The following is a 24,102-nucleotide window of genomic DNA, read 5'->3' as shown; positions in this document are numbered from 1 at the left end:
GGGCCGGCGCGGCGCGCCTTTCGCCGTCACGTCGCCTCGCCATAGGCGGCGCGGGCGAGGGCGACCTCGCCGGCCTTTCCGCCGGTAGAGGCGACGGCGTCGGGGCGCTCCTGACCCTCCCGGACGGCGAGCGCGTTTTCCGCCGCGAGGCCGGCGAGGCTGCGCATGCTGCGGGTGAAGCGGAGGGCCGTGGCGCGTTCCTCCGCTTTGGCCTTCGCGTCGTCGATGAAGGCGTCGTTGATGGCGGGCGAACGCAGCGAGCCGGCAAGGAGGGCACGCCGGTCTTCGGCGACGAAGATGAGGGCGGCACCGGCGGTGGCGGCGCGGTCGGCGGCGTTGGTCGAAGGCCCCGTCGGACCGGCCCGGTTCGCGAGCGACATGTTCCCCGCCAGGCCGTTCCGGGAGCCCGCCGTTCCCGCTGCCGCACCGGCGGCCGCATCGACGCCGAGGGGCTCGCCCCGGCTTCGAGGCTGGTCGGTCGCAGCGGCGTTCTGCCGTGCCGCGACCGGTCGCAGGGCTTCGATGGAAATCACGGTCTCTCCCGGGTGGACAGTCCCGGCGATCGTGTATCGAAACTCCTTACGTCCACGCTTCCGCAAGAACGACGATCTTAATCGATCGCCGAGAAACGCCCGGCTCGATGGGGAGGCGCCCGGCCGCCGTCAGGCGGCGAGGCGCTGGACCCCTGCGCCGCGTGCCGGCGCGCGCTCGACCTGGAACTTCTGCACGATCTCGTCCAGACGGTCGGCTTCGCCGGCAAGCGTCCGGGCCGAGGCCGTCGCTTCCTCGACGATCGCGGCGTTCTGCTGGGTCGCCTTGTCCATCGCGTCGGCCGCCGAGGAGAGCTCGTTGAGGCTCGTCGCCTGCTGGCCGGCCGAGCCGGCGATCTGGTTGATCGTCTCGGACATCAGCGACACCTCGGCGACGATCTCCTCGAGGCTCTTGCCCGAAGCCGTCACCAGTTCGACGCCGTTTTCCACCTGCTCGGACGAGGTCGAGATCAGCGCCTTGATCTCCTTGGCGGCCTCGGCCGAACGCTGGGCCAGCGCCCGCACTTCCTGGGCGACCACGGCGAAACCCTTGCCGGCTTCGCCCGCCCGGGCGGCCTCGACGCCGGCATTCAGCGCCAGGAGGTTGGTCTGGAAGGCGATCTCGTCGATGACGCCGATGATCTGCGAGATCTGGTTCGACGACGCCTCGATCCGGTTCATCGCCTCGATCGCCGAGGCGACGACGTTGCCGCCGCGCTCGGCCTTCTCGCGGGCGGTCGTGGCGATTCTCTCGGCCGAATTGGCGTTCTTCGCGGTGGCGTTGACGGCGGTCGAGATCTCGTTCAGCGCGGCGACGGTCTCTTCCAGCGTGGCCGCCTGCTGCTCGGTGCGCCGGGACAGGTCGTCGGCCGTCGCCGCGATCTCGTTCGACGTCGCGGCGACGGCGCGGACCGAATCGGTGACCTCCCGCATCGCCGTGCCAAGCGACCCGACGGCGGCGTCGAAGTCCCTGCCGATGCCTTCGAAGCCGGCGGGCATCTGCGGGCCGACGCGGACCGCCAGATCGCCGGAGGCGACCTTGGCGAGGCCCCGGGCGAGAAGGTCGAAGGCGCCGGACTGCCGCTTCGCCGCGGCTTCCTCGGCCTGGCGGGCCTTTTCCTGCTGCTCGCGCATCTCCACCATGATCGTCATGTCGACGAGAAAGGCGACGATGACGGGACGGCCGTCGACGCTCGAACGCACCAGCGTCAGGAAGCCCGGGAAGGTCGAGCCGTCCGGCCGCCGCATCTGCCACTCGAAGCGGACGATGCCGTCGCGCAGGGCCGATTCGCTCATCTGGCGGGACTTCTCGGCCGACGCCGTGCCGCAGGGCTGCTTCTCCGGCGCCAGTTCCTCCGGGCGGCGGCCGACCAGCTGGTCGCGCTTGGCGCGCAGCATGGTTTCGGTGGCGGGATTGCATTCCGTCATCCGGCCGTCTTCGAAGACGTAATAGGCATCGGGGGAGTGCTTGAAGACCAGATCGGCGATCTGTTGGCCGTAATCGGCTTCCTTGCGGCGGAGGCGCGCGAACACTTGAGTTTGTCTCCCTTGGTATCGGCACGATTTGAGATAAACTCGCCGAAAAGCGTCAAGGAAACGTAATCGTATAAGACGAATCGTCAGCGCGTGGCGGGCCTGTTGCCCGCGTGTGACAGGCGGCGCGGCGGCGCCTATAGAAGGCCCCGGCCGCGGCGGGAAGCCACCGCGGCGATCTCCGGCCCGAGTGTTCCCGTCCCGTCGTGCAGCGCTTTCTTCCCCTCTTTCCCGGCGTCTTCGTGCTCCTCTGGTCGACCGGCTTCATCGGCGCGCGCTACGCGATGCCCTATGCCGAGCCCTTCACCTTCCTGTCGATCCGCTTCGGCCTGGCGCTCCTCGTCCTCGGCGCGATGGCGCTGGTCGCCGGCGCTGCCTGGCCGCGGCCGCGCCTCGCCTTCCATTCGATGGTCGCCGGCAGCCTGATCCACGGCATCTATCTCGGCGGCGTGTTCTTCGCCGTCCGGCACGGCCTCAATGCCGGCGTCGTCGCGCTGATCGTCGGGCTGCAGCCGATCATCACCGCCATCGTCGCCGCGCCGGTGCTCGGCGAGTCGATCCGTCCGCGCCATGCGGTGGGGCTCGTTCTCGGGCTCGTCGGCGTGGCGCTCGTCATCCTGCCGAAGCTCGGGGCGGGCGGCGATTATCACGTCGTCAACGTCGCGCCGGCCTGTCTCTCGGCGCTGGCGATCTCGCTCGGCACGATCTGGCAGAAGCGCTTTGCCACCGGGGTCGACGTGCGCACCGGCACGTTCTTCCAGTATGTCGGTGCGCTGGTGCCCGTCGTCGCGCTCGCCGCCCTCACCGAGACGATGCGGGTCGAGTGGAACGGCGCGGTGGTCTTCGCGCTGTTCTGGCTGACGGTCGTCCTGTCGATCGGGGCGATCTTCCTGATGATGGTCCTCATCCGCGAGGGCGCCGTGTCGAAGGTCGCCTCGCTGATGTATCTGACGCCGGGCGTCACCGCGGTGATGGGCTATCTGCTGTTCGGCGAGACGCTGACCCTCGTGCAGCTCGCGGGGCTGCTCCTCGCCGGGGCGGGCGTCGCGGCGGCGATGGGGCGGACGCGGCCGCGCGCCTGAAGCGCGGTGAGACGGGCTCCACCCATCACCCTGCTCTCCAACCGGTCAGTCGAACGATTTCGCCCAGTCCTGGCCGCCATAGAACAGGCGCAGGATCAGGACCTGCGATTCCGAGACCCTGAAGGCGATCGTCATACGAGATCCGCTCGATCAGAGGGGGGGCTCGTATCAAGCCCGCGCGGCGAATGAGCGTCGTTGTTTCCGGCATCACGACGTGATCTGCCGGAAACCGTATCACACGCCGTTCGAAACCGACGATCCGAAGTCCTGGACGGATGTCGTCCCGCCTCTGGCCCCGTTCGGCGGCCGTCGCCATGGCCCGGCAGGAAGTTTCGATGCGCTCGACGTAGCGGATGGCGACCGCAGGGCCGGCCCTGTCGGCGACGAAGTCGTAGAGATCGCGCAGATCCTGCAGGGCTTCTGGTGAAAATCGACGGCACGCCGTCTCAATCGTGCCCCGCCAGGCGATTTGCGTGCCGCGCACGCAGGTCGGCGAAGACCTCGTCGAGACCGATCGCTCGCTCCGGATCTGCCTCGGCCGCGTCATAGGCCGGCGCAACCGCCGTTCTGAGCCAATGCTCGACCGCCATGTCGCGGTCCCGCAGTGCCAGAAGTGCCGCCCCGACGACGTCGCTCTCGGAAGCATAGGCGCCGGAAGCGACGAGATCGTCCACATAGGCGGCGTGCTCCGCCGGCAGATCGATGCTGCGCTTCGTCGTCGCGGACATAAGGCCCTCCGTTTCGCCCAGCCTATCACGGCCGACGGTCGCTTGATACGCGGAGATCGCTCCGTGATCGGCTCACTTTGAGCCTGCATCGGGCCACGAGGGCCCATCTCGAGGTATCCTGCACCACCGGGGGGTGAGAATCGGCGGGCGGGTTCATCCGAGGGCCGGCGTCGCAGAATCCGGCCTCGCCCTTATATGATCCTTGGACCACCCCAGTTTCGACGCCGAAAGGACGGCATGTCCAGTTTTCTGACCTATCTCGCCCTCCTCGTGATGATCGTCACGGCGGGGGTTCTTCTCGCCGGTCTGGTCAACATGATGCGTGGCGGTTCGGGCAACACGTCGCAGAAGCTGATGCGGGCCCGGGTCATGCTGCAGGGCCTTGCGGTGATTCTCATCGTCGGCGTCCTGCTTCTCGCCAGGCACTGACCCGGACCACCGGCATCCATGCCGCGGCAAGCGGCGCATCGAGGGAGAGCGACGTGGTTCGGCTCAACAGGATCTATACGCGCACCGGCGATGCCGGCGAGACGGCGCTCGGCAACGGCGAAAGGCGGTCGAAGGCGGATCTCAGGGTCGAGACCTACGGCACGGTCGACGAGCTCAACGCGGTGATCGGCCTTGCCCGGCTGCATGCCGGCGAAGCGCTCGACCGGATGCTCGCCCGCATCCAGAACGAGCTGTTCGACCTCGGCGCGGAACTCGCGACGCCTGACACCGGCAGAAAGCTGGAATTCGAGCCGCTGAAGGTCGTCGATACGCAGGTCGAACGGCTCGAGGCCGAGATCGACGCGATGAATGCCCGGCTCGAACCGCTGAAGTCCTTCGTCCTGCCGGCCGGTTCGCCGGCCGCGGCGCATCTCCACCACGCCCGCACCGTCGCGCGGCGCGCCGAGCGGCTGATGATCGCCCTCATGGCCAAGCCCGGCGAGCCCGTCGCCGCGACGGCGATCCGCTACGTCAACCGCCTGTCAGACCATCTCTTCGTCGCCGCCCGCATCGCCAATGACGAGGGCAGGGGCGACGTCCTCTGGGTGCCGGGCGGCAGCCGCTGAGCCGCTGCGAAGCGCCGAAGGGCCGCCGGCGCTTGCCAAACCGGCGCTCTTTGCGCCAAGAAGCCGCATCGAAACGCCGCCGATACGATATTGAGGAGACATGCCGCCCATGAAGATTCTCGTCGCAGTGAAGCGGGTGGTCGACTACAACGTCAAGATCCGCGTGAAGTCGGACGGTTCGGGCGTCGAACTCGCCAATGTGAAGATGTCGATGAACCCCTTCGACGAAATCGCCGTCGAGGAGGCGATCCGCCTGAAGGAGGCCGGGACGGCGAGCGAGGTCGTCGCCGTCTCCGTCGGTCCGAGCCAAGCGCAGGAGACGCTCCGCACGGCGCTCGCCATGGGCGCCGACCGCGGCATCCTGGTGAAGACCGACCAGCCGACCGAGCCGCTCGCCGTCGCCAAGATCCTGAAGGGCGTCGTCGAGGCCGAGAGCCCGGACCTCGTCATCCTCGGCAAGCAGGCGATCGACGACGACGCCAACCAGACCGGCCAGATGCTGGCGGCGCTGCTCGGCTGGAGCCAGGGCACCTTCGCCAACAAGGTCGAGCTTTCCGACGGCCGGGCCAAGGTGACGCGGGAGGTCGACGGCGGCCTGCAGACGGTCGATCTGAAGATGCCGGCGATCGTCACCACCGATCTTCGTCTGAACGAGCCGCGCTACGCCTCGCTGCCGAACATCATGAAGGCCAAGAAGAAGCCGATCGACGAGAAGAGCCCGGGAGATTTCGGCGTCGACGTGGCGCCGCGCCTTGAAATCCTCAAGACCGCGGAGCCGAAGGGCCGTCAGGCCGGGGTCAAGGTGGCCTCCGTCGACGAGCTGCTCGACAAGCTGAAGAACGAAGCCGGGGTGCTCTGAGGCTTCGACGCTTCGACGCTTCGACGCGAGGAGGCCCGGATGCGATCGGCGCCGTCTGGAGTGCCCGCGCCGTCACCATTTCCGCCGCGGTCTGACGAAAGATCTGCCGGCGAACCACGATTGGACCATTGCCGATGACCACACTTTTGATCGCCGAACACGACAACCAGGCGCTTTCCGAGCAGACCGCCAAGGCGCTGTCGGCCGCCAGCAAGCTCGGAGGCGACGTCGACGTCCTCGTCGCCGGCTCCGGCGCCTCCGCCGCCGCCGAAGCGGCGGCGAAGCTTTCCGGCGTCGCCAAGGTGCTCGTCGCCGACGATGCCGCCTACGCCCACCAGCTGGCCGAGCCGCTGGCCGATCTCGTGGTGAAGCTCGCCGGCGGCTACGACGCGATCGTCTTCGCCGCGACGACCACCGGCAAGAACGTCGCGCCCCGCGTCGCCGCGCTGCTCGACGTCATGCAGGTCTCCGACGTCACCGCCGTGGTCGCGCCCGATACATTCGAGCGGCCGATCTATGCCGGCAACGCCGTCCAGACGGTGAAGTCGAAGGATGCCAAGAAGGTCATCACGGTGCGCACCTCGGCCTTCCAGGCAGCCGAGAGCGGCGGCTCGGCCGCGACGGAACAGGTGGCGGCGGCGGGCGATCCGGGGCTGTCGAGCTTCGTCGAGGAGAGGCTCGCCGAAAGCGACCGGCCGGAGCTGACCGCCGCGAAGATCATCGTCTCCGGGGGGCGGGCGCTCGGCTCCAAGGAGAAGTTCGACGAATACGTCCTGCCGCTCGCCGACAAGCTGGGTGCGGCGGTCGGCGCCTCGCGCGCCGCCGTCGATGCGGGCTACGCGCCGAACGACTGGCAGGTCGGCCAGACCGGCAAGGTCGTCGCCCCCGAACTCTACATCGCCGCCGGGATCTCGGGCGCGATCCAGCATCTCGCCGGCATGAAGGATTCCAAGGTCATCGTCGCCATCAACAAGGACGAGGAGGCGCCGATCTTCCAGGTCGCCGACTACGGCCTCGTCGGCGACCTCTTCCAGATCCTGCCGGAGATGAAGGACAAGCTCTGACCGCATCCGCCGCTTGATCGCTACCCTTCCGGCGATTATGCTGCAGCGCAACAAAAGTGATGGGAGTGAGCGGAAATGGCCTCTGAGATCAGGACGGTCGGCGTCGTCGGTGCGGGCCAGATGGGGGCGGGGATCGCGCATGTCGCGGCGCTCGCGGGCTTCGACGTCAAGCTCTACGATCTCTCGGAGGACCGGATCGCCGCGGGGATGCAGCGCATCGACAAGTCGATGGGCCGCCAGCTCGCCTCGGAGAAGATCACCGAAGCGGACAAGGCCGCGGCTTTTGCCCGGATCGCCGGGACGACGGACGTCGCCGGAATGGGCGACCGCGACCTCGTCATCGAGGCGGCGACGGAGGACGAGACCGTCAAGCGCAAGATCTATCGCGAGATCTGCCCGGTCCTGAAGCCGGACGCGATGCTCGCCACCAACACCTCGTCGATCTCGATCACCCGGCTTGCGGCGGCGACCGACCGGCCGGAGCGGTTCATGGGCATCCACTTCATGAACCCGGTGCCGGTGATGAAGCTCGTCGAGCTGGTGCGCGGCATCGCCACCGAGGAGGAGACCTTCGAGGCGGCGCGGACCTTCGTCGCCGCGCTCGACAAGACGATCACCGTGTCGGAGGATTTCCCGGCCTTCATCGTCAACCGCATCCTGCTGCCGATGATCAACGAGGCGATCTACACGCTCTACGAGGGCGTCGGCTCGGTGACCTCCATCGACACGGCGATGAAGCTCGGCGCCAACCATCCGATGGGACCGCTGCAGCTCGCCGACTTCATCGGCCTCGACACCTGCCTGTCGATCATGCAGGTGCTCTATGACGGGCTCGCCGACTCCAAGTACCGGCCGTGCCCGCTCCTGGTGAAATACGTCGAGGCCGGCTGGCTCGGCCGCAAGGCCGGGCGCGGCTTCTACGACTATCGCGGCGACGAGCCGGTGCCGACGCGGTAGGCGCGTCTCATACGGTTTCCGGCAGATCACTTCGTGATGCCGGAAACAAAGACGCTCATTCGTCGCGCGGGCTTGATACGAGACCCGCTCCGATCGAGCGGATCGCGTATCAGAGCATGATCCCGACAGGCGGGAACCGGTTTTCGGAAGAGATCATGCGGAAACAGGAAGATGGAGCGGGAGGATGAGCGAAGCTCATTTCATCCCGCTTTCGCGTCACGGCGCGGCGGTCAGCAGGTCCACCGCATGGCCTTCCGCCGCAAGCAGCGCGGCGGCCTTGCGGTCGAAGGTCGCGAAGACCGGGCAGCCGAGCCGCCTGCCTTCGAAGGCGATGACGCCGTCGGCGAAGTCGCCGCCGCGATCGAGGATCGCCAGCCCCGCCGCGACGGCATTGCGGTCGCAGACGACTTTGGGGTCGGCAAGAAGCGACCGGATCGCCGAGGCGACAGCGGGACGGGGCGACTTGTAGGTTCTCGTCGCCACCCAGCCAAATTCGCAGAATGTGACAGTAGGAACCGCGGTTGCCCGGGAGTTATTCAGCTTCGTCCGGGCGACGGTCGCCCGCTGCGGGATCGTCGGCAATGATCGCCCGCACGAGTAGATTTGTGTCGGCGATGATGTTCAACGCTTGCCGGCCCAGCCGTCGGCAATGGCTTCGTTGATCTCGTCGATCGTCAATGGCGGGCCGTCGTAATATTGCTTCAACATCCCGAACGTGTCCTCGATGCGCCCGGAGCGCGGCGCTTCGTTCCCGGGCGCCGAGCCCTCGGCTGCGCGGATGCTGATCCTCCCGGCGGGGTCGAGGTCGATCGCAAGTGTCGCCCCAGGCTTGACGCCGAGGTGATCGAGCACGTCCTTGGCGAGGATCACTTCGCCCCGCTCGCCGAGCGTCAAGGTGGTGGTCATGGCGCAATCTCCGACTGTAGCGAGAAGATAGGCCGTCTGCCGGACAGCAGCAACATTGGGGGTGCACGAAAGGGCCGCGGCCGCCGCGGATCCGCCGCCCCGCGGCGGCGACCGACGGCCCGGCGGCATCAAGTCAGGCGCCGGTCTCGCCGGCCTTCGTCACCGCGTCGATCAACCTGACCGCGTCCGGGCTTGCCCATTCCGCCGGGCCGGCGATCACCCCGCGCGCACAGCCGTCCGGGGTCACCAGCAGCGACACCGGCAGGCCGAGGGTCAGCCCCTTCGTCTTCAGGTCGTTGAAGGTCGCGAGCGAGCCGTCGTGATAGAGCGGCAGGGTCGCGAGCTTCGTCTCCGCATAGAACTTCTTCGGCTTTTTCGCATCGCCGATGTCGACATTGATCGGAACGACACCGAAGTCGTCGCCGCCGCGCTCTTTCTCGAGCGCGTCGAGGGCCGGCATCTCCTCGCGGCAGGGCACGCACCACGTCGCCCAGACGTTGACGAGCAGCGTCTTGCCCGACAGCGCCGCGAGCGAGACCTTCTTCCCGTCGCCGTCCTCGAAGCTGATCGCCCTGGCGTCGAACGGCTCGTCCAGCGCGCGCACGGCCGCGACCTCGCCGGTCGCCCCGGCGTCGACGGCGGCGTTGAAGGCGTCGTCTCGCGGGCAGGAGGAAGCGAGCGCGTTGCCAGACCCGCTTTCTCTCACGTATACGACGCCGACGCCCGCCGCGACGCCGAGCACGAGCGCCAGCCCGGCCATGCCGAGAACCCGCCTGTCGAGACGCTCGCGCTTGTCTGCCGCCATATCCGATTACTCCCAAAGCTTCGCCCAACGGATCCGATGAGCCAGAAAACCAGCAACGAGATGTGGGGCGGGCGCTTCGCCTCCGGCCCCGACGCGATCATGGAGGAGATCAACGCCTCGATCGATTTCGACAAGAGGCTTTATCGCGAGGACATCGCCGGTTCCAAGGCCCATGCCGAGATGCTGGCGCATCGCGGCATCGTCACCGCCGAGGATGCCGAAAGGATCGTCGCGGGTCTGACGGAGATCGAGGCCGAGATCGAGGCCGGCACGTTCACGTTCTCGCGACGGCTCGAGGACATCCACATGAACGTCGAGCAGCGGCTCGCCGAACTGATCGGCCCCGCCGCCGGGCGCCTGCACACGGCGCGCTCGCGCAACGATCAGGTGGCGGTCGACTTCCGCATGCACGTGCGGGGCGCCTTCACCGCGCTCGAGGCGAAGCTCGGCGACTTCATCGCCGCGCTTCTCGACAAGGCCGAGGCCCATGCCGAGACCGTCATGCCGGGCTTCACCCATCTCCAGGTCGCTCAGCCGGTGACCTTCGGCCACCACTGCCTCGCCTATGTCGAGATGGCGGCACGCGACCGTTCGCGCTGCCGCGACGCCCTCGCGCGTCTCGACGAGTGCCCGCTCGGCGCCGCCGCGCTCGCCGGCACCGGCTTTCCGATCGACCGCCACATGACCGCGGCGGCGCTGGGCTTTTCGACGCCGACGCGCAATTCGCTGGATTCGGTCTCGGATCGCGACTTCGCCCTGGAGTTCCTGTCGGTCGCGGCGATCTGCGCCACGCATCTTTCCCGCCTCGCCGAGGAGATCGTCATCTGGTCGACGCCGCAGTTCGGCTTCGTCAGGCTGTCGGACGCGTTCTCCACCGGCTCCTCGATCATGCCCCAGAAGCGCAATCCCGACGCCGCCGAGCTCGTCCGGGCGAAGCCAGGGCGAATCAACGGCGCGCTGATCTCGCTGCTGACGGTGATGAAGGGCCTGCCGCTGACCTATTCGAAGGACATGCAGGAGGACAAGGAGCAGCTCTTCGACGCGGTCGACTCGCTCGCCCTGGCGCTGGCCGCCGCAACCGGCATGGTGCGCGACCTGACCGTAAACGAGACGGCGATGCGCAAGGCGGCCGGCCACGGCTATGCGACCGCCACCGATCTCGCCGACTATCTGGTGCGCGAGCTCGGCCTGCCCTTCCGCGAGGCCCATCACGTCACCGGCCGGGCGGTGTCGCTCGCCGAAAAGTCGGGCCTCGGTCTCGAGGACCTGCCGCTCGACGTCCTGAAATCGCTGGATGCGCGCATCGGCGAGGGGGTCTACGCCGTCCTCGGCGTCGATGCCTCGGTCGCGAGCCGCACCAGCTTCGGCGGCACCGCGCCGGAAAACGTCCGCCGGCAAGTGGCCTACTGGCGACAGCGCCTCGCCGCTGAGTGAGATCGTGCGCTTCGGCGGATGCTTTTGCCCCTCAAACCCGCTATCACCGTCGCGACGATCAGGGTTTGGCGGGGAGCCGGGGGCATTCCGAAATGACACAGCGATCCGTGAAGCTCGTTTGGACGGCCATCCTCGCGGCCGCTCTGCTGTCCGGCTGCGGCGTCAAGAACCTGCCGGTCGGACCGACGACCAAGACGGTGCCGCCGGTCGTCTCGGGAAGCGAGGACAAGAGCCGGAGCGGCGACACCGCCAAGCTGCTGAGGCCCGAATCGCTGACCTCGGCGAGCCGCAACGTCTCGATCAGCGCGGCGGAGGTGTCGAAGAACGACGTGCCGGCGCGGCCGTTCATCCTCGATCCGCTCCTCAACTGACGACGCGCACCGGAATTTGCGAGAACCATGAACCACTTCGGCTATCGGGACGGCGGCCTCTTCGCCGAGGACGTGGCGATCGAGACCATCGCGGCGGAAGTCGGCACGCCGTTCTACTGCTATTCGACGGCGACGCTGACCCGGCATTACCGGGTCTTCGCCAACGCCTTCTCCGACATCGACGCCCTCGTCTGCTATGCGCTGAAGGCAAATTCCAACCAGGGCGTCATCGCCACCCTGGCGCGGCTCGGGGCGGGCGCCGACGTCGTCTCCGGCGGTGAGCTGGTGCGGGCGCTGCGGGCGGGCATTCCGGCCGAGAAGATCATGTTCTCCGGCGTCGGCAAGACCGTCGCCGAGATCGACATCGCGCTGGCGGCCGGCATCTTCTGCTTCAACGTCGAATCGGCGCCGGAGCTCGAGGCGCTGTCGGCGCGGGCGGCGCTGGCCGGGACGAAGGCCCGGGTCTCCTTCCGGATCAATCCCGACGTCGATGCCGGCGGCCACGCCAAGATCTCCACCGGCAAGAAGACCGACAAGTTCGGCATCCCCTATGGCGAGGCCGAAACGATCTATGCGCGGGCGCGGGCGCTTCCCGGCATCGCCGTCACCGGCATCGACATGCACATCGGCAGCCAGATCGAGGCGCTGGAGCCGTTCGACCGGGCCTTCGACCGGCTCGCGTCGCTGGTGCGCCGGCTGCGCGAGACCGGCCACGAGATCAGCCATGTCGACGTCGGCGGCGGCCTCGGCGTGCCCTATCGCCGCGACAACCAGCCGCCGCCCGAGCCGCCGGCCTATGCCGAGATCGTCAAGCGCCACGTGCGCGATCTCGGCTGCCAGGTGGTGTTCGAGCCCGGCCGGCTGATCGCCGCCAATGCGGGCATCCTGGTCTCGCGGGTGGTCTATGTGAAGGAGACCGAGGGCAAGACCTTCGTCGTCCTCGATGCGGGGATGAACGATCTGATCCGCCCGACGCTCTACGACGCCTGGCACGACATCCTGCCGGTGCGCGGGGAGGTCGGCGACGAGCGCTTCACCGTCGACGTCGTCGGCCCGGTCTGCGAGAGCGGCGACTTCCTCGCCAAGGAACGCGAGATGCCGCGCGTTGCCGCCGGCGACCTCGTCCAGGTCGCCTCCGCCGGCGCCTACGGGGCGGTGCAGTCCTCGACCTACAACACCCGGCCGCTGGTCGCGGAGGTTCTGGTCCGGGGCGCCGACTTCGCCGTGGTGCGCCCCCGCCAGACCATCGACGAACTGATCGGTCTCGACCGGCTGCCGGAGTGGCTTGGCGGCGAGGGCTGAGCCCTCCTCGTCTCGCTGCGCTCCCACTCCCTCCCATGCCGCCTGCCACGGGCGGCCAAGCCTCTGACCGGGCAGCCTCTTCACAGTGCCGTCAGGCGCCTCCACTTCGCCTCAAATCCTGCTAGGGTCGTCATCGACGGGCAAGGCGGACGAGGCGATGGCGCAAAAAGACGCGACAGGGACATGGCAGCCGGGCCGGGTGCTCGGCCTCACCCGCCGGGCGACATACGCCTCGATCCTCGTCGAACGCTCATGGCCGGCGGTGCTCGTCCTCGCCGCGACGGCGGCTCTCTTTCTGACGCTCGCCTGGTTCGGCCTGTTCAGGCTGATGCCGGACGTGTTGCGCCTCGTCATTCTCGCCGTCTTCGGCCTTGCCGCGCTCGCGGCCCTCGGCTCGCTGTTCGTCGGAAAGTTCCGCGCGCGGCTGCCCTCGCGGGCGGAAGTCGACGCCCGGATCGAGGCGACCAGCCGGCTTGAGCATCAGCCGCTGCGCGCCCAGAGCGAGCGGCCGGCGAGCGCCGATCCCTTCGCCGCCGCGCTGTGGCGCGAGCACCAGCGGCGCATGGAGGCAAGGCTCCGGCATCTGTCCGGCGGCGGCCCCGCCACCCGCAGCGAACGCGTCGATCCGATCGGCCTGCGCGCCGTCGTGGCGCTTCTCCTCGTCACCGCCTTCGCCTTTTCCTTCGGCCCGGGCGGCGGGCGCATCGGCGATGCGTTTCTGCGGCCCGAGCCGGCCATGGCGGCCGGGCGGCGGGTCGACGCCTGGGTGACGCCGCCGGCCTATACCGGCCGTGCGCCGATCTTTCTGACCGCCGCCGACACCAAGACCGTCACCGTGCCGGAAAACAGCAAATTCTCGCTGCGGGTCAGCGACGGCGAAAATGTCGACGTCAGCTTCCGGCCGGCCCGTGAGGGCGCGGCGGCCGTGCCGGTCCGCTCGACCGCCGAGACGAAGGCGGCCGAGGCTGCCGCGGCCGCGGCCGGCAAGGGAGCCTCCGGAGGCAAGGAGAAGGGCGGATCGCCGGCTTCAGGGAACGCGGCTTCCGGCGAGCCGGGCAAGCCGGCGTCCGAGGTCGCCGTCGGCGGCCCGCGCGACTACGAATACACCCTTGCCGAAGGCGGGCTGCTCGCGGTCGGGACGAGCTTTTCCTCCCTCGGTGCGTGGCGGTTCGACGTGACGCCGGACGCCGATCCGACCATCGCCTTCAAGGCCGAGCCCACAGAGGCGAGGAACGGCGCGCTGCAGCTCGCCTACGAGGTCGGCGACGACTATGGCGTGCGCAAGGCCCGCGGCGAGATCGTGCTGGAAGGCGACCGTGCGGCGGGGGCGCGGCCGCTCTATCCGGCGCCGGAGATGCGCCTCGCGCTGCCCCGCCGCGGCAAGGACAAGGCCGAGGCGAAGACCAGCGTCGACCTGACCGAAAGCCCCTATGCCGGCGCGAAGGTCGCGCTCACCCTCGTCGCCGAGGACGAGGCCGGACAGACCGGCCGCTCCGGGACCAAGGTGATCACGCTGCCCGAGCGGCGTTTCCTCAATCCGCTGGCCAGGGCCGTCGTCGAGCAGCGCCGGATCCTGGCGCTCGACGCCAACGCAGCGCCGCGGGTGGTCGAACTGCTCGACGCGGTGACGCTGCGCGGCGACGAGTTCATCCCGAACCCGACGGACTATCTCGCCCTGAAGGCGGTGCGCACCCGCATTGCCGCCGCCGCAAACGACGACACGCTGCGCTCGGCGGTGGATTTCATGTGGCAGATCGCCCTCGGCATCGAGGACGGCGACCTGTCGCTCGCCGAGCGGCGGCTGCGCGACGCCCGTGAGCGCCTTTCGGAAGCGCTGGAAAACGGCGCCTCGAACGAGGAGATCGACAAGCTCATGCAGGAGCTGCGCGAGGCCATGCAGGAATACATGCAGGCGCTCGCCGAGCAGATGAAGAACATGCCGCCGATGAGCCAGGAGCAGATGCAGGCGCAGAACCTCCAGGAAATCCGGCCGCAGGACCTGCAGAAGATGCTCGACCAGATCGAGAACCTGGCGAAGTCCGGCTCCAAGGACGCGGCCCAGCAGCTCTTGTCCGAACTGCAGCAGATGATGGACAATCTCCAGGCCATGCGTCCCGGCCAGCCGCAGATGGGGCAGGGCCAGCAGAACCCGATGCAGCAGCAGATGAACAAGCTCGGCGAGCTGCTGCAGCGCCAGCAGCAGCTGCGCGACCAGACCTACGATCTCGGCCGCCAGATGTATCGCCAGCAGCAGGGTGGCCGGAACCAGCAGCAGCAGCAGGGACAGAACGGCGAGCCGCAGCAGGGCGAGCCGCAGCAGGGCGGCGGCCAGCAGCCGGGCGAGATGAGCGCCGAACAGCTGCAGCAGATGATGAAGGATCTGCAGAAGCAGCAGGGGCAGCTGCAGCAGGAACTCGACGCCATGCGCAAGGCGCTGGAGGGCATGGGCATGGAGCCGTCGGGCGAGTTCGGCGAGGCCGGCCGCGAGATGGGCAATGCCGAGGGCTCCCTCGGCAAGGGCCGCGACGGCGAGGCCTTCGGCCATCAGGGCAAGGCGCTCGACGCCATGCGCCGCGGCGCCAAGGACATGATGCAGCAGATGCAACAGGCGATGCAGCAGGGGCAGCAGCCCGGCCAGGGCCAGATGGGCCAGGGCTTCGGCGGCCGCCAGATGAACCAGTCGAACCGCGATCCGCTCGGCCGTCAGCGCAGCACCCAGGGGCCGGACTTCGGGCAGGACGTCGGCGTTCCCGACGAGATCGACACCCAGCGCGCCCGCCGCATCCTCGACGAGATCCGCAAGCGCCTCGGCAACCAGCTCTCGCCGCAGCAGGAGCGCGACTATCTGGAGCGGCTGCTGAAGACGCCGTGAGGCGACCGCTGCGGCGTCTTTAGAGTGGGATGACATGAGCTTCGCTCATCCTCGCGCTCCATCGTCCCGTTTCCGTATGATCTCTTCCGAAAACCGGTTCCCACCTTTCGGGATCATGCTCTGGAGGCGGGCGCTTCGGCGGCCCGCGTTTCGGGTTCGGGCAGGACTGGATCGTTCGAAGTCCCTCGCGGTCCGAGACTTGCCTCGCGGCGCTCGGCGCGCAGCTCAGGATGAGGGACTCCGGACGCCGCGACCTGCCTCCGACCCGCGCGGCCGAAGCACACCGATCGGCGGGATTCGACGCGGCTTCTCCGACACCCCTCATCCTGAGGTGCGAGCGCAGCGAGCCTCGGAGGACGAGGGGCGCTGCACGGTCGGCTCGTCTTTGCCGGCTGACTCAACTGCCATGGGCAGGACGGAGAGCGGCCTCTCCGTCGCCCCTCATCCTGAGGTGCGAGCGTAGCGAGCCTCGAAGGGCGAGGGGCGCTGCACGGTCGGACCGAAACCCCGGGGCTCGACGAGGGGGCCGCCCGAAACCCGTTTCGATTTTCGGGCCGATGCTGTAGGTCGGAGGTGGTTTTCCCCTGGAGTCCGCCATGACCCTCAATCCGAACTCGATCGAGGCGCGCGACGTCGCCTATCATCTCCACAGCTACACCAATGCCCGCCGCCACGAGGAGATCGGCCCGATCGTCATCGAGAGCGGCGAGGGGATGCACGTCACCGACACCGACGGCAACCGCTACATCGAGGCGATGGCCGGGCTTTGGTCGGTGGCCGTCGGCTTCGGCGAGAAGCGCCTCGCGGAAGCGGCGGCCCGCCAGATGCAGAAGCTGAACTTCTACCACACCTTCACCCACAAGTCGCACACCCCGGCGATCGAGCTTGCCGAGAAGCTGGTCGCCATGGCGCCGGTGCCGATGTCGAAGGCCTATTTCACCAATTCCGGCTCCGAGGCCAACGACACGATGGTCAAGCTCGTGCGCTATCGCTCGAACGCGCTCGGCCAGCCGCGCAAGAAGAAGATCATCAGCCGCATCAAGGGCTATCACGGCGTGACGCTGGCCTCGGCGAGCCTTACGGGGCTGCCCAACAACCATCGCGCCTTCGACCTGCCGATGGAGGGCGTCCTCCACACCACCTGTCCGCACCACTGGCGCGAGGGCCGGCCGGGCGAGAGCGAGGAGGATTTCGCCACCCGCTGCGCCGAGGATCTCGACGCGCTGATCGAGGCCGAGGGCCCCGACACCGTTGCCGCCTTCATCGGCGAGCCGGTGATGGGGGCGGGCGGCGTCATCGTGCCGCCGCGCGGCTACTGGCAGAAGATCCAGGCCGTCCTGAAGAAGCACGACGTCCTCCTCGTCGCCGACGAGGTGATCTGCGGCTTCGGCCGCACCGGGCGGATGTTCGGCTGCGAGACCTACGGCATCGAGCCGGACATCATGACCCTCTCGAAGGCGCTGTCCTCGTCGTATCTGCCGATCTCGGCCCTGCTGATCAACGAGCGGGTCTATGCACCGGTCGCCGAACAGTCGTCGGAGATCGGCACCTTCGGCCACGGCTATACGGCTTCCGGCCATCCGGTCGCGGCGGCCGTCGCGCTGGAAAATCTCGCGATCATCGAAGAAAAGCGCCTCGTCGAGCATGCCGCCGAGATCGCTCCCTATTTCCAGGAAGCGCTTGGCTCGCTCCAGGACCATCCGCTGGTCGGCGAAGTCCGGGGCGTCGGCCTGATCGCGGCGGTCGAGCTCGTCACCGACAAGGCCGCCAAGGTCGCGATGCAGCCGCCGGGATCGATGGCGGCGGCCGCCTTCGGCCTGATCCAGAAAAACGGCGTCATCTCGCGCGCCATCGGCGACGCTCTCGCCTTCTGCCCGCCGCTGATCGTCGAGCGGGAGCATGTCGACACGATCGTCGAGGCGACGCGCAAGGGGCTCGACCAGCTGCAGGCAACGCTCTGACAGGTGTGCAGGGGCCGACGGGGCAGCGGGGGGTCAGCGCGCCGGGCGGCCCCGGGCGTCGGCCGTCACGAGTGCCGCCGCCGCCGTCGCGGCGGACGCTTCCCTTACGGCGCCTGTCATGAAGCGGTCGGTATCCGCTGCGGCGTTGCCGTCGATGAAGCGGTAACCCTGTTCGATGAGAGAATAGAACGCCGGACCCGTATGGTCTCCCATGGTCACGACGCGAACGATGAGGGGTTGCGGCGCCCCGGCGGGGCGCGCACCGACGGCGATCACGGCCAAGACGGCAACGGCTATGAGGCCGCGAATGGTGCGACGGCTCATGGTATGGCTCCAACCTGTCGTGGGAAGCTGCCTCGATCCTAGACGCCGACGCTTGGCTTTCCCCTTGAATTCTGCCGTTTCGGCAGATCACGTTCAATAGAACGAATTCGTGAGGAAGTGGTTGCCGGACCGGCCCGAGGCGATGCCCGAAACTTCCGAAAGGCGAGTGGAAGGCCGAGACGTGGCGGCTTTCGACGCTGAGGGTGAACGAAGCCTGTGCATCTGCGAAAAAGCCTTTGACAGGCGGCTTCCGCGCCAACATCATCCCCGGCCAGGGCGCCGCCGCAGCGGCGCGTCCTGCCATCGACGATCGGCAGCGCCGATCGCCCGACCATCAATCGACGGCTGGGGCGCGACCCAATCCGGGGCGCCGGTCGACCGAAATCCGAGGGACAACATGCCGAAACGCACGCTTCTTGCCGCCGCAGCGCTTCTCGCGACGCCGCTGCCGGCCTTCGCCCATCTCAATCCGGCCGAGCACGGCTCGCTGCTCGCCGGCGTCTCGCATCCGCTCACCGGCCTCGACCACATCGCGGTGATGGTCCTCGTCGGCGTCTGGGCGGCGACCTTCGGCAGGACCGCCCGTTTCGCCATCCCCGCCGCCTTCGTGGTGATGATGCTCGTCGGCTTCGGCCTTGCCATGGCCGGCGTCGCGCTGCCCTTCGTCGAGCCGACGGTCCTCGCCTCGGTGGTCGCCATCGGGCTGCTCGTCGCTCTCGCGGTCCGGGTCCCGGCCATGGGTGCCGCGGCGATCGTCGGCATCTTCGCCATCTTCCACGGTCACGCCCACGGCTCCGAGCTCGGCACCGCCGGCGCGCTTTCCTATGCCTGCGGCTTCGCCGCGGCGACGGCCGTCCTGCACGGTGCCGGCGTCTGGATCGGCTCGGTGGCGGTGCGCCATGCCCAGCCCGTGGCGATCAGGGCCGCCGGGCTCGTCGGCGTCGCCACCGGCCTGGCGCTCTTCGTCTCCTGACGGAAAGGCCGGGCGGGGCCGCCCTGTCGGCTCCGGCTCCGGCTCCGGCTCCGGCCCCGGCGCTCCGGTGGCGCCGATCGCGCCGCCGGACCGCGACTGACCGTCTGCCTGCGGCTTCGGCCGTCCCCTCGAAGGAACATCGCGCATGATCCCGGGCGAAATCGTCACCAGAGACGGCGAACTGACCCTGAACGAGGGGCAGACCGCCGTGACGCTCACCGTCAGCAACACCGGTGATCGGCCGATACAGGTGGGCAGCCACTATCATTTCGCCGAGACCAATCCGGCTCTCGCCTTCGACCGCGAGACGGCGCGGGGCATGCGCCTCGACATCGCGGCCGGAACCGCCGTCCGCTTCGAGCCGGGACAGACCCGCGAAGTGTCGCTGGTGCCGCTGCGCGGCGACCGCAAGGTCTTCGGCTTCAATGCGAAGGTGATGGGCGCGCTCTGATCGCGCGCGCCGCCCGCCGATGTCAGTCGGTATCAGTCGCCGGCGGAATTCGGCGTCGCGCTCGGCGCCGCCGCGAGGCCGTGGCGGATCGCATCGAGATCGATGCCGACCTTCGGGGTGGGCAGCCGCGGCGCTGCCACCGGGCCCGGCGAAAGCTGCGCCGAATAGTTCGCGTTTAGCGGATCGCTGGAACCGCCCAGCGAATCCGCCGCGCTCGTTCCGACATTGCCGGACCTCGCCAGCGCGTCGACATTGGTGCTGTTGATCGTCGAGGCACCCTCGGTCGCCTGCATCTGCGTCGCGCTGGGCGAGGCGGTGTTGCCGGTCTGAACGCCGCCACCGATCGCCCCGGCCTGTTGTGCCGCAGCCGGCATCGCGGCGGCGAGCGAGGCGGCGCAGAGCAACGCGGCGGAAAGAACACGCATGAGGATTCTCCATGGCGGAAGGCGCCGTGGCGCCGTGGGACACAAAAGGTCCGCCTGATTGATCTGGGTCGTCACGCCGGATTTTCCACAGGGGGTATCGGCGCCCGGATGGCCGTCGGCTTCCGGAGTGCAGACCGCGTTTTGCCTGTCGCGGGAACGGCTGCGCCGTTGCGTCTGCCGCGGGGAGGGCGCCCTGGGAGTCAGCGGCGGATGATCGCCCGGTGCGACTTCTTCGACCGGCCGCGCGTCACCGCGCTCGATCCGATTGCAGCCGGTCCCTCCCGGGCGAAGCTGCCCGCATTGACGTCGTCGAGCCGGCCGCTGCCCTCGGTCGCCCGCCTTTCGGTCTCCTCGATGCCCGGCGTTCCCTTTGGGATCTTCGGCCTGAGATAGCTGTCGTCATAGGGACGGCCATAGGCCCGCTCCTCGACGGTGTCGCCATGAATTTTGGCGTTCGGAATGCCGACGTTCGGCCGCGGCGGCGCCCCGCCGATCCGCGCGCCCGCCATCGACTGGCCGGGCACGAAGACCTGCGGGCCCGGGTCGAAGGGCTGGGACACCGCCGGCACGGCGCCGAGCGCTGCGGCGGCGATGGCGGCCTGGATGGCGAGAGCCCGCATGTCGTCGTCCTCCTGATCGCCCGTAGCCGCCGCTTTCGCCGGCCGCACGCCTCAAGCGGCCATTCGGCGGCCTGAAGACAGCGGCTCTTCCACGTCGACATATGGTGCGGCTCTTGCGGCGTGTCATCGCACTGCGTCATGATCGCCCTGCCGGCTTTCCGCCCGAACCAGAGAGATGCCCATGCCCGCCAGGATCACGCGCGCTTCCTACGCCGCCATGTTCGGCCCGACGACCGGAGACAGGGTCCGGCTCGCGGACACCGAGATCTTCATCGAGGTCGAGAAGGACCTGACGACCTATGGCGAGGAGGTGAAATTCGGCGGCGGCAAGGTGATCCGCGACGGCATGGGCCAGTCGCAGCATTCCAGAGCCGACGGCGCGGTCGACACGGTGATCACCAACGCGACGATCCTCGACCATACCGGCATCTACAAGGCCGACATCGGCCTTCGGGACGGGCGCATCGCGGCGATCGGCAAGGCCGGCAATCCCGATACCCAGCCGAACGTCACCATCGTCGTCGGCCCGGGCACCGAGGCCATCGCCGGCGAGGGCAAGATCGTCACGGCCGGCGGCTTCGACAGCCACATCCATTTCATCTGCCCGCAGCAGATCGAGGAGGCGCTCTATTCCGGCGTCACCACCATGCTCGGCGGCGGCACCGGCCCGGCGCACGGCACGCTCGCCACCACCTGCACCCCCGGCGCGTGGCATCTCGGCCGGATGATCCAGGCCGCAGACGCCTTTCCGATAAATCTCGGCTTTTCCTGCAAGGGCAACGCCTCGCTCCCCGCGCCGCTGATCGAGATGGTCGAGGGCGGCGCCTGTGCGATGAAGCTGCACGAGGACTGGGGCACCACGCCGGCGGCGATCGACAACTGCCTGTCGGTCGCCGACGACCACGACGTCCAAGTGATGATCCACACCGACACGCTGAACGAGAGCGGCTTCGTCGAGAACACCGTCGACGCCTTCAAGGGGCGGACGATCCATGCCTTCCACACGGAAGGCGCCGGCGGCGGCCATGCGCCCGACATCATCAAGGTCTGCGGGCTTTCCAACGTCCTGCCGTCCTCGACCAACCCGACAAGGCCCTACACGGTCAACACACTCGAAGAGCATCTCGACATGCTCATGGTGTGCCACCATCTCGACGCCTCGATCCCCGAGGACATCGCCTTCGCCGAATCGCGCATCCGCAAGGAGACGATCGCGGCGGAGGACATCCTGCACGACATGGGCGCCTTCTCGATCATCGCCTCGGATTCGCAGGCGATGGGCCGGGTGGGCGAGGTGATCGTCCGCACCTGGCAGACCGCCGACAAGATGAAGCGCCAGCGCGGCCGGCTGTCGGAAGAGACGGGCGACAACGACAACTTCCGGGCGAGGCGCTACGTCGCGAAATACACGATCAATCCCGCCATCGCCCACGGCATGTCGCGGGAGATCGGCTCGATCGAGGTCGGCAAGCGGGCCGATCTCGTCCTGTGGGATCCGGCCTTCTTCGGCGTCAAGCCGATGATGGTGCTCCTCGGCGGCATGATCGTCGCCGCGCCCATGGGCGATCCCAACGCCTCGATTCCGACGCCGCAGCCGGTGCACTACCGGCCGATGTTCGGCGCCTTCGGCAAGGCGATCGGCGTTTCGGGCGTCACCTTCGTCTCCGAGGCGGCGATGGCGAAGGGGCTGCGGAGCGCCCTCGGCTGCGACAAGGCGTTCCTGCCGGTGAGAAACACGCGCGGCGGCATCACCAAGGCCTCGATGATCCACAATGCCGCGACCCCGACGATCGAGGTGCATCCGGAGACCTACGAGGTGCGCGCCGACGGCGTGCTGCTCACCTGCGACCCGGCGACGGTGCTGCCGATGGCCCAGCGCTACTTTTTGTTCTGATCCTGAAGCGCGCCGCCCGGCCGGAAGGCGTCACTCGCCGTGCCGCGCGGCAGCAGCGGGCGTCACACGCGGCCCCGGCGCGCCTCAGCCGGTGCGCCGCACCAGCGCGCCGCCGTTGAGGGACGGATCGATCTCCGGCGCCAGCGGCGCCTTCGCCGCGTCCGCCTCTCGCGCGGCCACGGCGCCGCGTGACTGCCGGCCGCCGCGTTTGGCGGCATACATCGCGCCGTCGGCCTGGGTTATCAGGGCTTCGAGGTCGGCGGGCGTCGCCGCCTGGCCGAGGGCCATGCCGATGCTGAGCGTCGCCCAGGCGAATTCGGTATCTTTGCATGCCGTACGGAAGCCGGCCTCGATCGCTGCGGTGCGGCCTTCGACCCTTTTCCAGGCGTCGGCGCCGGTGAAGATCACCACGAACTCGTCGCCGCCGAGGCGGACCGCCAGCGCGTCTCCGCCCGCCTCTTCGCGCAGGACGCTTCCCAGTCGGCGCAGGAGATCGTCGCCGCTCGCATGACCGAGCGTGTCGTTGACCTCCTTGAACCGGTCGACGTCGATCACCGCCAGGGCGACCGCCACCGACCGTGCGTTCACCGGTCTCCAGGCGTTGATCGCCACCCGGTTCGGCAGGCCGGTCAGGACGTCGGTCGCCGCCATCTCCTTCAGGTGCCGCTTCTGGCGAAACACCAGGGCGAGAAGCGCCAGCCCGATGCAGCACAAGGCGAGGATGCTGGCGCTCAGCCAGGTCATCGTCGCGGCGAGGAGCGCCTGCTCCCGCTCGGTGAGGCTCGACTGGCGGACGTTGGTGAGGGCGGTCAGGCGGGTGAATTCGTCGGCCAGCGCGTCGAGCCGGCGAAGCGCCCTGGCGCCGGTCCCCGGATCCTGGAGCGAGGCGAGCAGCGGCGCGATGGAGTCGAGGGTCTCTTCCAGATGGCGGCGGGCCGCCGCCGCCTCGGGAACCGCGACCGGGCCGTAGGCGGCCGGGATCGTCGAGACCCGGCCCTTGACGATGGCCCATCTCAGCCTTGCCGCGGCAGGGTTGCCTCCCTCCAGCATCGCGTCGCCGATCGCCGCCCGAAGCCTCAGGATCTCGACCTGGTTGCGCGCATAGACATAGGAGAGATTGTAGTTGGAGATGTCGGCGATCTCCCTCTGCGTGCTCTGGATCTCGATGCTCGTGACGATCGCGATCCCGGCGAGGGCGCAGGTGGCGAACAAAAGGATCCGGGTGAAGCGATCGAGGCCTCTGATCGCCGACCACCATCGCCGGATCATGAGAGGGTGATCCGCGCGATCTGCCAGATGCACAGGCCGAAATGCGGCTTGTCGGCGAGATCGGGCCGGTCGTCGAAGGGGAAGATCAGAAAGGCCGGACCCTTCTTCGACACCGGCAGGAAGGCCCCGCCCTGGCGGATGGCGAGGACGGCGTCGTCGGCGACGATCTGCGCGACGTCGGCCTTGACGAGATAGTCGTCGAGCGCCGTGATGGCGATCGCCTCGTAGGAGGCGCGGGGGGCGAAGGCGCGCAGCAGCTCGGCGACCGACGGCCCTTCGACGACCGCCGGCTCCTCGATCCAGGGGGCTTTGGTCTCGAAGCGGGTCTGCTTCAGCGCGGCGAGGTCCTGCCGGCTGTAATGCGCGCTGCGGCCGGAAGCGTCGCTCACCGAGAGGACGTCGGTTGCGGGATCGTCGATGTCGCCCGCCCTGGCGGCGGCCGAACCGATCGGCCCGAGCGCCGACGCCGCAATGGCGAAAAGTGCCGAACGGCGGCTGATGGCTGTCATGCTGGCCGGTTCCTCTGTAACTACCGCTGCGGGATATTGTCGACGGCAGCCTAGGTCGCATCCCCATAACCGGGTTCACGTTCGGTGGTTGATTTGATTCAATCTCCTTTGAAAGGAGATTGCCATGCGCCGTCACGAACTGAGCGACCAGGAATGGGAGATCATCGAACCGCATCTG

General features: G+C 68.6%; 25 protein-coding genes and 1 pseudogene. 14 read left to right on the top strand and 12 right to left on the bottom strand.

Annotation, left to right across the window (positions count from 1 at the left end; all coding sequences use genetic code 11):
* Nucleotides 1–26: 26 nt before the first annotated feature.
* Nucleotides 27–533, bottom strand: coding sequence for a hypothetical protein (locus J1C47_RS18715; RefSeq protein ID WP_207352314.1), 507 nt, complete (start codon nucleotides 531–533; stop codon nucleotides 27–29).
* Nucleotides 534–662: 129 nt separating this feature from the next.
* Nucleotides 663–2,063: a methyl-accepting chemotaxis protein gene (locus tag J1C47_RS18710; RefSeq protein WP_207352313.1), complete on the bottom strand. Its 1,401-nt coding sequence runs from the start codon at nucleotides 2,061–2,063 to the stop codon at nucleotides 663–665.
* Nucleotides 2,064–2,269: 206 nt separating this feature from the next.
* On the opposite strand from J1C47_RS18710, the gene J1C47_RS18705 reads away from it, so the two are divergent.
* Entirely contained in the window at nucleotides 2,270–3,145 is an 876-nt protein-coding gene (locus tag J1C47_RS18705; RefSeq protein WP_342592018.1) for a DMT family transporter, read from the top strand.
* A 265-nt stretch (nucleotides 3,146–3,410) separates the two neighbouring features.
* Here J1C47_RS18705 and J1C47_RS23830 read toward each other — a convergent pair.
* Nucleotides 3,411–3,692: pseudogene (locus J1C47_RS23830) on the bottom strand (type II toxin-antitoxin system RelE/ParE family toxin); the annotation flags it as partial.
* Complete coding sequence (locus J1C47_RS18695; RefSeq protein WP_207352311.1) at nucleotides 3,592–3,873, bottom strand: ribbon-helix-helix domain-containing protein; 282 nt, start codon at nucleotides 3,871–3,873, stop codon at nucleotides 3,592–3,594. The pseudogene J1C47_RS23830 and the gene J1C47_RS18695, both read right to left, overlap by 101 nt.
* A gap of 237 nt (nucleotides 3,874–4,110) precedes the next feature.
* Between J1C47_RS18695 and J1C47_RS18690 the strand changes: the two genes are divergently transcribed.
* From J1C47_RS18690 to J1C47_RS18670, 5 genes are all read left to right on the top strand, one after another.
* Nucleotides 4,111–4,302 carry a twin transmembrane helix small protein gene (locus tag J1C47_RS18690; protein ID WP_207352310.1) on the top strand — a complete coding sequence of 64 codons (192 nt, stop codon included), beginning with the start codon at nucleotides 4,111–4,113 and terminating at the stop codon, nucleotides 4,300–4,302.
* A gap of 53 nt (nucleotides 4,303–4,355) precedes the next feature.
* Complete coding sequence (locus J1C47_RS18685) at nucleotides 4,356–4,928, top strand: cob(I)yrinic acid a,c-diamide adenosyltransferase (protein ID WP_207352309.1); 573 nt, start codon at nucleotides 4,356–4,358, stop codon at nucleotides 4,926–4,928.
* A gap of 109 nt (nucleotides 4,929–5,037) precedes the next feature.
* On the top strand, nucleotides 5,038–5,787 hold the full coding sequence (locus J1C47_RS18680) for an electron transfer flavoprotein subunit beta/FixA family protein (protein ID WP_207352308.1): 750 nt from the start codon (nucleotides 5,038–5,040) through the stop codon (nucleotides 5,785–5,787).
* A 134-nt stretch (nucleotides 5,788–5,921) separates the two neighbouring features.
* Nucleotides 5,922–6,851, top strand: coding sequence for an electron transfer flavoprotein subunit alpha/FixB family protein (locus J1C47_RS18675; RefSeq protein ID WP_207352307.1), 930 nt, complete (start codon nucleotides 5,922–5,924; stop codon nucleotides 6,849–6,851).
* 75 nt (nucleotides 6,852–6,926) lie between these two features.
* Entirely contained in the window at nucleotides 6,927–7,808 is an 882-nt protein-coding gene (locus J1C47_RS18670; RefSeq protein WP_207352306.1) for a 3-hydroxybutyryl-CoA dehydrogenase, read from the top strand.
* Nucleotides 7,809–8,024: 216 nt separating this feature from the next.
* Here J1C47_RS18670 and J1C47_RS18665 read toward each other — a convergent pair whose 3' ends face one another.
* The 3 genes from J1C47_RS18665 to tlpA all read right to left on the bottom strand — a co-directional run bounded on the left by J1C47_RS18665 (nucleotide 8,025) and on the right by tlpA (nucleotide 9,519).
* On the bottom strand, nucleotides 8,025–8,390 hold the full coding sequence (locus J1C47_RS18665) for a PIN domain-containing protein (protein ID WP_342592017.1): 366 nt from the start codon (nucleotides 8,388–8,390) through the stop codon (nucleotides 8,025–8,027).
* A gap of 39 nt (nucleotides 8,391–8,429) precedes the next feature.
* Nucleotides 8,430–8,714 carry an AbrB/MazE/SpoVT family DNA-binding domain-containing protein gene (locus J1C47_RS18660; RefSeq protein WP_207352305.1) on the bottom strand — a complete coding sequence of 95 codons (285 nt, stop codon included), beginning with the start codon at nucleotides 8,712–8,714 and terminating at the stop codon, nucleotides 8,430–8,432.
* Between the two features lie 133 nt (nucleotides 8,715–8,847).
* Nucleotides 8,848–9,519, bottom strand: a complete 672-nt coding sequence (tlpA, locus tag J1C47_RS18655) for a thiol:disulfide interchange protein TlpA (RefSeq protein ID WP_207352304.1) — start codon at nucleotides 9,517–9,519, stop codon at nucleotides 8,848–8,850.
* A gap of 36 nt (nucleotides 9,520–9,555) precedes the next feature.
* On the opposite strand from tlpA, the gene argH reads away from it, so the two are divergent.
* The 5 genes from argH (at nucleotide 9,556) to J1C47_RS18630 (ending at nucleotide 17,459) form a co-directional block, all read left to right on the top strand.
* Nucleotides 9,556–10,953 carry an argininosuccinate lyase gene (gene argH, locus J1C47_RS18650; protein ID WP_207352303.1) on the top strand — a complete coding sequence of 466 codons (1,398 nt, stop codon included), beginning with the start codon at nucleotides 9,556–9,558 and terminating at the stop codon, nucleotides 10,951–10,953.
* 92 nt (nucleotides 10,954–11,045) lie between these two features.
* The gene (locus J1C47_RS18645; protein WP_207352302.1) at nucleotides 11,046–11,324 is read left to right on the top strand and encodes a hypothetical protein; all 279 of its coding nucleotides are present in this window, start codon (nucleotides 11,046–11,048) and stop codon (nucleotides 11,322–11,324) included.
* 27 nt (nucleotides 11,325–11,351) lie between these two features.
* On the top strand, nucleotides 11,352–12,626 hold the full coding sequence (lysA, locus tag J1C47_RS18640; protein WP_207352301.1) for a diaminopimelate decarboxylase: 1,275 nt from the start codon (nucleotides 11,352–11,354) through the stop codon (nucleotides 12,624–12,626).
* Nucleotides 12,627–12,783: 157 nt separating this feature from the next.
* The gene (locus tag J1C47_RS18635; RefSeq protein ID WP_207352300.1) at nucleotides 12,784–15,498 is read left to right on the top strand and encodes a TIGR02302 family protein; all 2,715 of its coding nucleotides are present in this window, start codon (nucleotides 12,784–12,786) and stop codon (nucleotides 15,496–15,498) included.
* 596 nt (nucleotides 15,499–16,094) lie between these two features.
* Entirely contained in the window at nucleotides 16,095–17,459 is a 1,365-nt protein-coding gene (locus J1C47_RS18630; protein WP_207352299.1) for an aspartate aminotransferase family protein, read from the top strand.
* A 33-nt stretch (nucleotides 17,460–17,492) separates the two neighbouring features.
* Here J1C47_RS18630 and J1C47_RS18625 read toward each other — a convergent pair whose 3' ends face one another.
* Nucleotides 17,493–17,783, bottom strand: a complete 291-nt coding sequence (locus J1C47_RS18625; protein WP_207352298.1) for a hypothetical protein — start codon at nucleotides 17,781–17,783, stop codon at nucleotides 17,493–17,495.
* A 397-nt stretch (nucleotides 17,784–18,180) separates the two neighbouring features.
* On the opposite strand from J1C47_RS18625, the gene J1C47_RS18620 reads away from it, so the two are divergent.
* Both J1C47_RS18620 and J1C47_RS18615 read left to right on the top strand, forming a co-directional pair.
* Nucleotides 18,181–18,756, top strand: coding sequence for a HupE/UreJ family protein (locus J1C47_RS18620; protein ID WP_207352297.1), 576 nt, complete (start codon nucleotides 18,181–18,183; stop codon nucleotides 18,754–18,756).
* Between the two features lie 145 nt (nucleotides 18,757–18,901).
* Nucleotides 18,902–19,207: an urease subunit beta gene (locus J1C47_RS18615; RefSeq protein WP_207352296.1), complete on the top strand. Its 306-nt coding sequence runs from the start codon at nucleotides 18,902–18,904 to the stop codon at nucleotides 19,205–19,207.
* Nucleotides 19,208–19,239: 32 nt separating this feature from the next.
* On the opposite strand, the gene J1C47_RS18610 is transcribed toward J1C47_RS18615, so the two are convergent.
* Entirely contained in the window at nucleotides 19,240–19,632 is a 393-nt protein-coding gene (locus tag J1C47_RS18610; RefSeq protein ID WP_207352295.1) for a hypothetical protein, read from the bottom strand.
* A gap of 200 nt (nucleotides 19,633–19,832) precedes the next feature.
* On the bottom strand, nucleotides 19,833–20,252 hold the full coding sequence (locus J1C47_RS18605; RefSeq protein ID WP_207352294.1) for a hypothetical protein: 420 nt from the start codon (nucleotides 20,250–20,252) through the stop codon (nucleotides 19,833–19,835).
* 181 nt (nucleotides 20,253–20,433) lie between these two features.
* Here J1C47_RS18605 and ureC point away from each other — a divergent pair, with 181 nt between their 5' ends.
* Nucleotides 20,434–22,146 (top strand): urease subunit alpha, encoded by a 1,713-nt coding sequence (ureC, locus tag J1C47_RS18600; protein WP_207352293.1) that lies wholly within the window; start codon nucleotides 20,434–20,436, stop codon nucleotides 22,144–22,146.
* Nucleotides 22,147–22,230: 84 nt separating this feature from the next.
* Here the strand turns inward: ureC and J1C47_RS18595 are convergent, their stop codons facing one another.
* A complete protein-coding gene (locus J1C47_RS18595) occupies nucleotides 22,231–23,415 on the bottom strand; it encodes a GGDEF domain-containing protein (RefSeq protein ID WP_207352292.1) in 1,185 nt (394 codons plus the stop codon).
* On the bottom strand, nucleotides 23,412–23,924 hold the full coding sequence (locus J1C47_RS18590; protein WP_207352291.1) for a putative pterin-binding protein: 513 nt from the start codon (nucleotides 23,922–23,924) through the stop codon (nucleotides 23,412–23,414). The genes J1C47_RS18595 and J1C47_RS18590 overlap by 4 nt, the downstream gene beginning before the upstream one ends.
* Nucleotides 23,925–24,102: the final 178 nt, after the last annotated feature.

This window comes from Jiella sonneratiae (assembly GCF_017353515.1).
Taxonomy (GTDB): Bacteria; Pseudomonadota; Alphaproteobacteria; order Rhizobiales; family Rhizobiaceae; genus Jiella; species Jiella sonneratiae.
The sequence above is the reverse complement of the archived record's forward strand: the minus strand, read 5'-3'. Positions and strand labels throughout refer to the sequence as shown.

Bases quoted from the DNA above. Each gene is read 5' to 3' on its own strand.
- argH (WP_207352303.1), top strand. From the start codon at position 9,556: ATGAGCCAGAAAACCAGCAACGAGATGTGGGGCGGGCGCTTCGCCTCC.
- J1C47_RS18660 (WP_207352305.1), bottom strand. From the start codon at position 8,714: ATGACCACCACCTTGACGCTCGGCGAGCGGGGCGAAGTGATCCTCGCC.
- J1C47_RS18615 (WP_207352296.1), top strand. From the start codon at position 18,902: ATGATCCCGGGCGAAATCGTCACCAGAGACGGCGAACTGACCCTGAAC.
- J1C47_RS18625 (WP_207352298.1), bottom strand. From the start codon at position 17,783: ATGAGCCGTCGCACCATTCGCGGCCTCATAGCCGTTGCCGTCTTGGCC.
- J1C47_RS18620 (WP_207352297.1), top strand. From the start codon at position 18,181: ATGCCGAAACGCACGCTTCTTGCCGCCGCAGCGCTTCTCGCGACGCCG.
- J1C47_RS18675 (WP_207352307.1), top strand. From the start codon at position 5,922: ATGACCACACTTTTGATCGCCGAACACGACAACCAGGCGCTTTCCGAG.
- J1C47_RS18680 (WP_207352308.1), top strand. From the start codon at position 5,038: ATGAAGATTCTCGTCGCAGTGAAGCGGGTGGTCGACTACAACGTCAAG.
- J1C47_RS18635 (WP_207352300.1), top strand. From the start codon at position 12,784: ATGGCGCAAAAAGACGCGACAGGGACATGGCAGCCGGGCCGGGTGCTC.
- J1C47_RS18630 (WP_207352299.1), top strand. From the start codon at position 16,095: ATGACCCTCAATCCGAACTCGATCGAGGCGCGCGACGTCGCCTATCAT.
- J1C47_RS18670 (WP_207352306.1), top strand. From the start codon at position 6,927: ATGGCCTCTGAGATCAGGACGGTCGGCGTCGTCGGTGCGGGCCAGATG.
- J1C47_RS18695 (WP_207352311.1), bottom strand. From the start codon at position 3,873: ATGTCCGCGACGACGAAGCGCAGCATCGATCTGCCGGCGGAGCACGCC.
- J1C47_RS18610 (WP_207352295.1), bottom strand. From the start codon at position 19,632: ATGCGTGTTCTTTCCGCCGCGTTGCTCTGCGCCGCCTCGCTCGCCGCC.
- J1C47_RS18590 (WP_207352291.1), bottom strand. From the start codon at position 23,924: ATGACAGCCATCAGCCGCCGTTCGGCACTTTTCGCCATTGCGGCGTCG.
- J1C47_RS18690 (WP_207352310.1), top strand. From the start codon at position 4,111: ATGTCCAGTTTTCTGACCTATCTCGCCCTCCTCGTGATGATCGTCACG.
- J1C47_RS18595 (WP_207352292.1), bottom strand. From the start codon at position 23,415: ATGATCCGGCGATGGTGGTCGGCGATCAGAGGCCTCGATCGCTTCACC.
- J1C47_RS18605 (WP_207352294.1), bottom strand. From the start codon at position 20,252: ATGCGGGCTCTCGCCATCCAGGCCGCCATCGCCGCCGCAGCGCTCGGC.
- tlpA (WP_207352304.1), bottom strand. From the start codon at position 9,519: ATGGCGGCAGACAAGCGCGAGCGTCTCGACAGGCGGGTTCTCGGCATG.
- lysA (WP_207352301.1), top strand. From the start codon at position 11,352: ATGAACCACTTCGGCTATCGGGACGGCGGCCTCTTCGCCGAGGACGTG.
- ureC (WP_207352293.1), top strand. From the start codon at position 20,434: ATGCCCGCCAGGATCACGCGCGCTTCCTACGCCGCCATGTTCGGCCCG.
- J1C47_RS18645 (WP_207352302.1), top strand. From the start codon at position 11,046: ATGACACAGCGATCCGTGAAGCTCGTTTGGACGGCCATCCTCGCGGCC.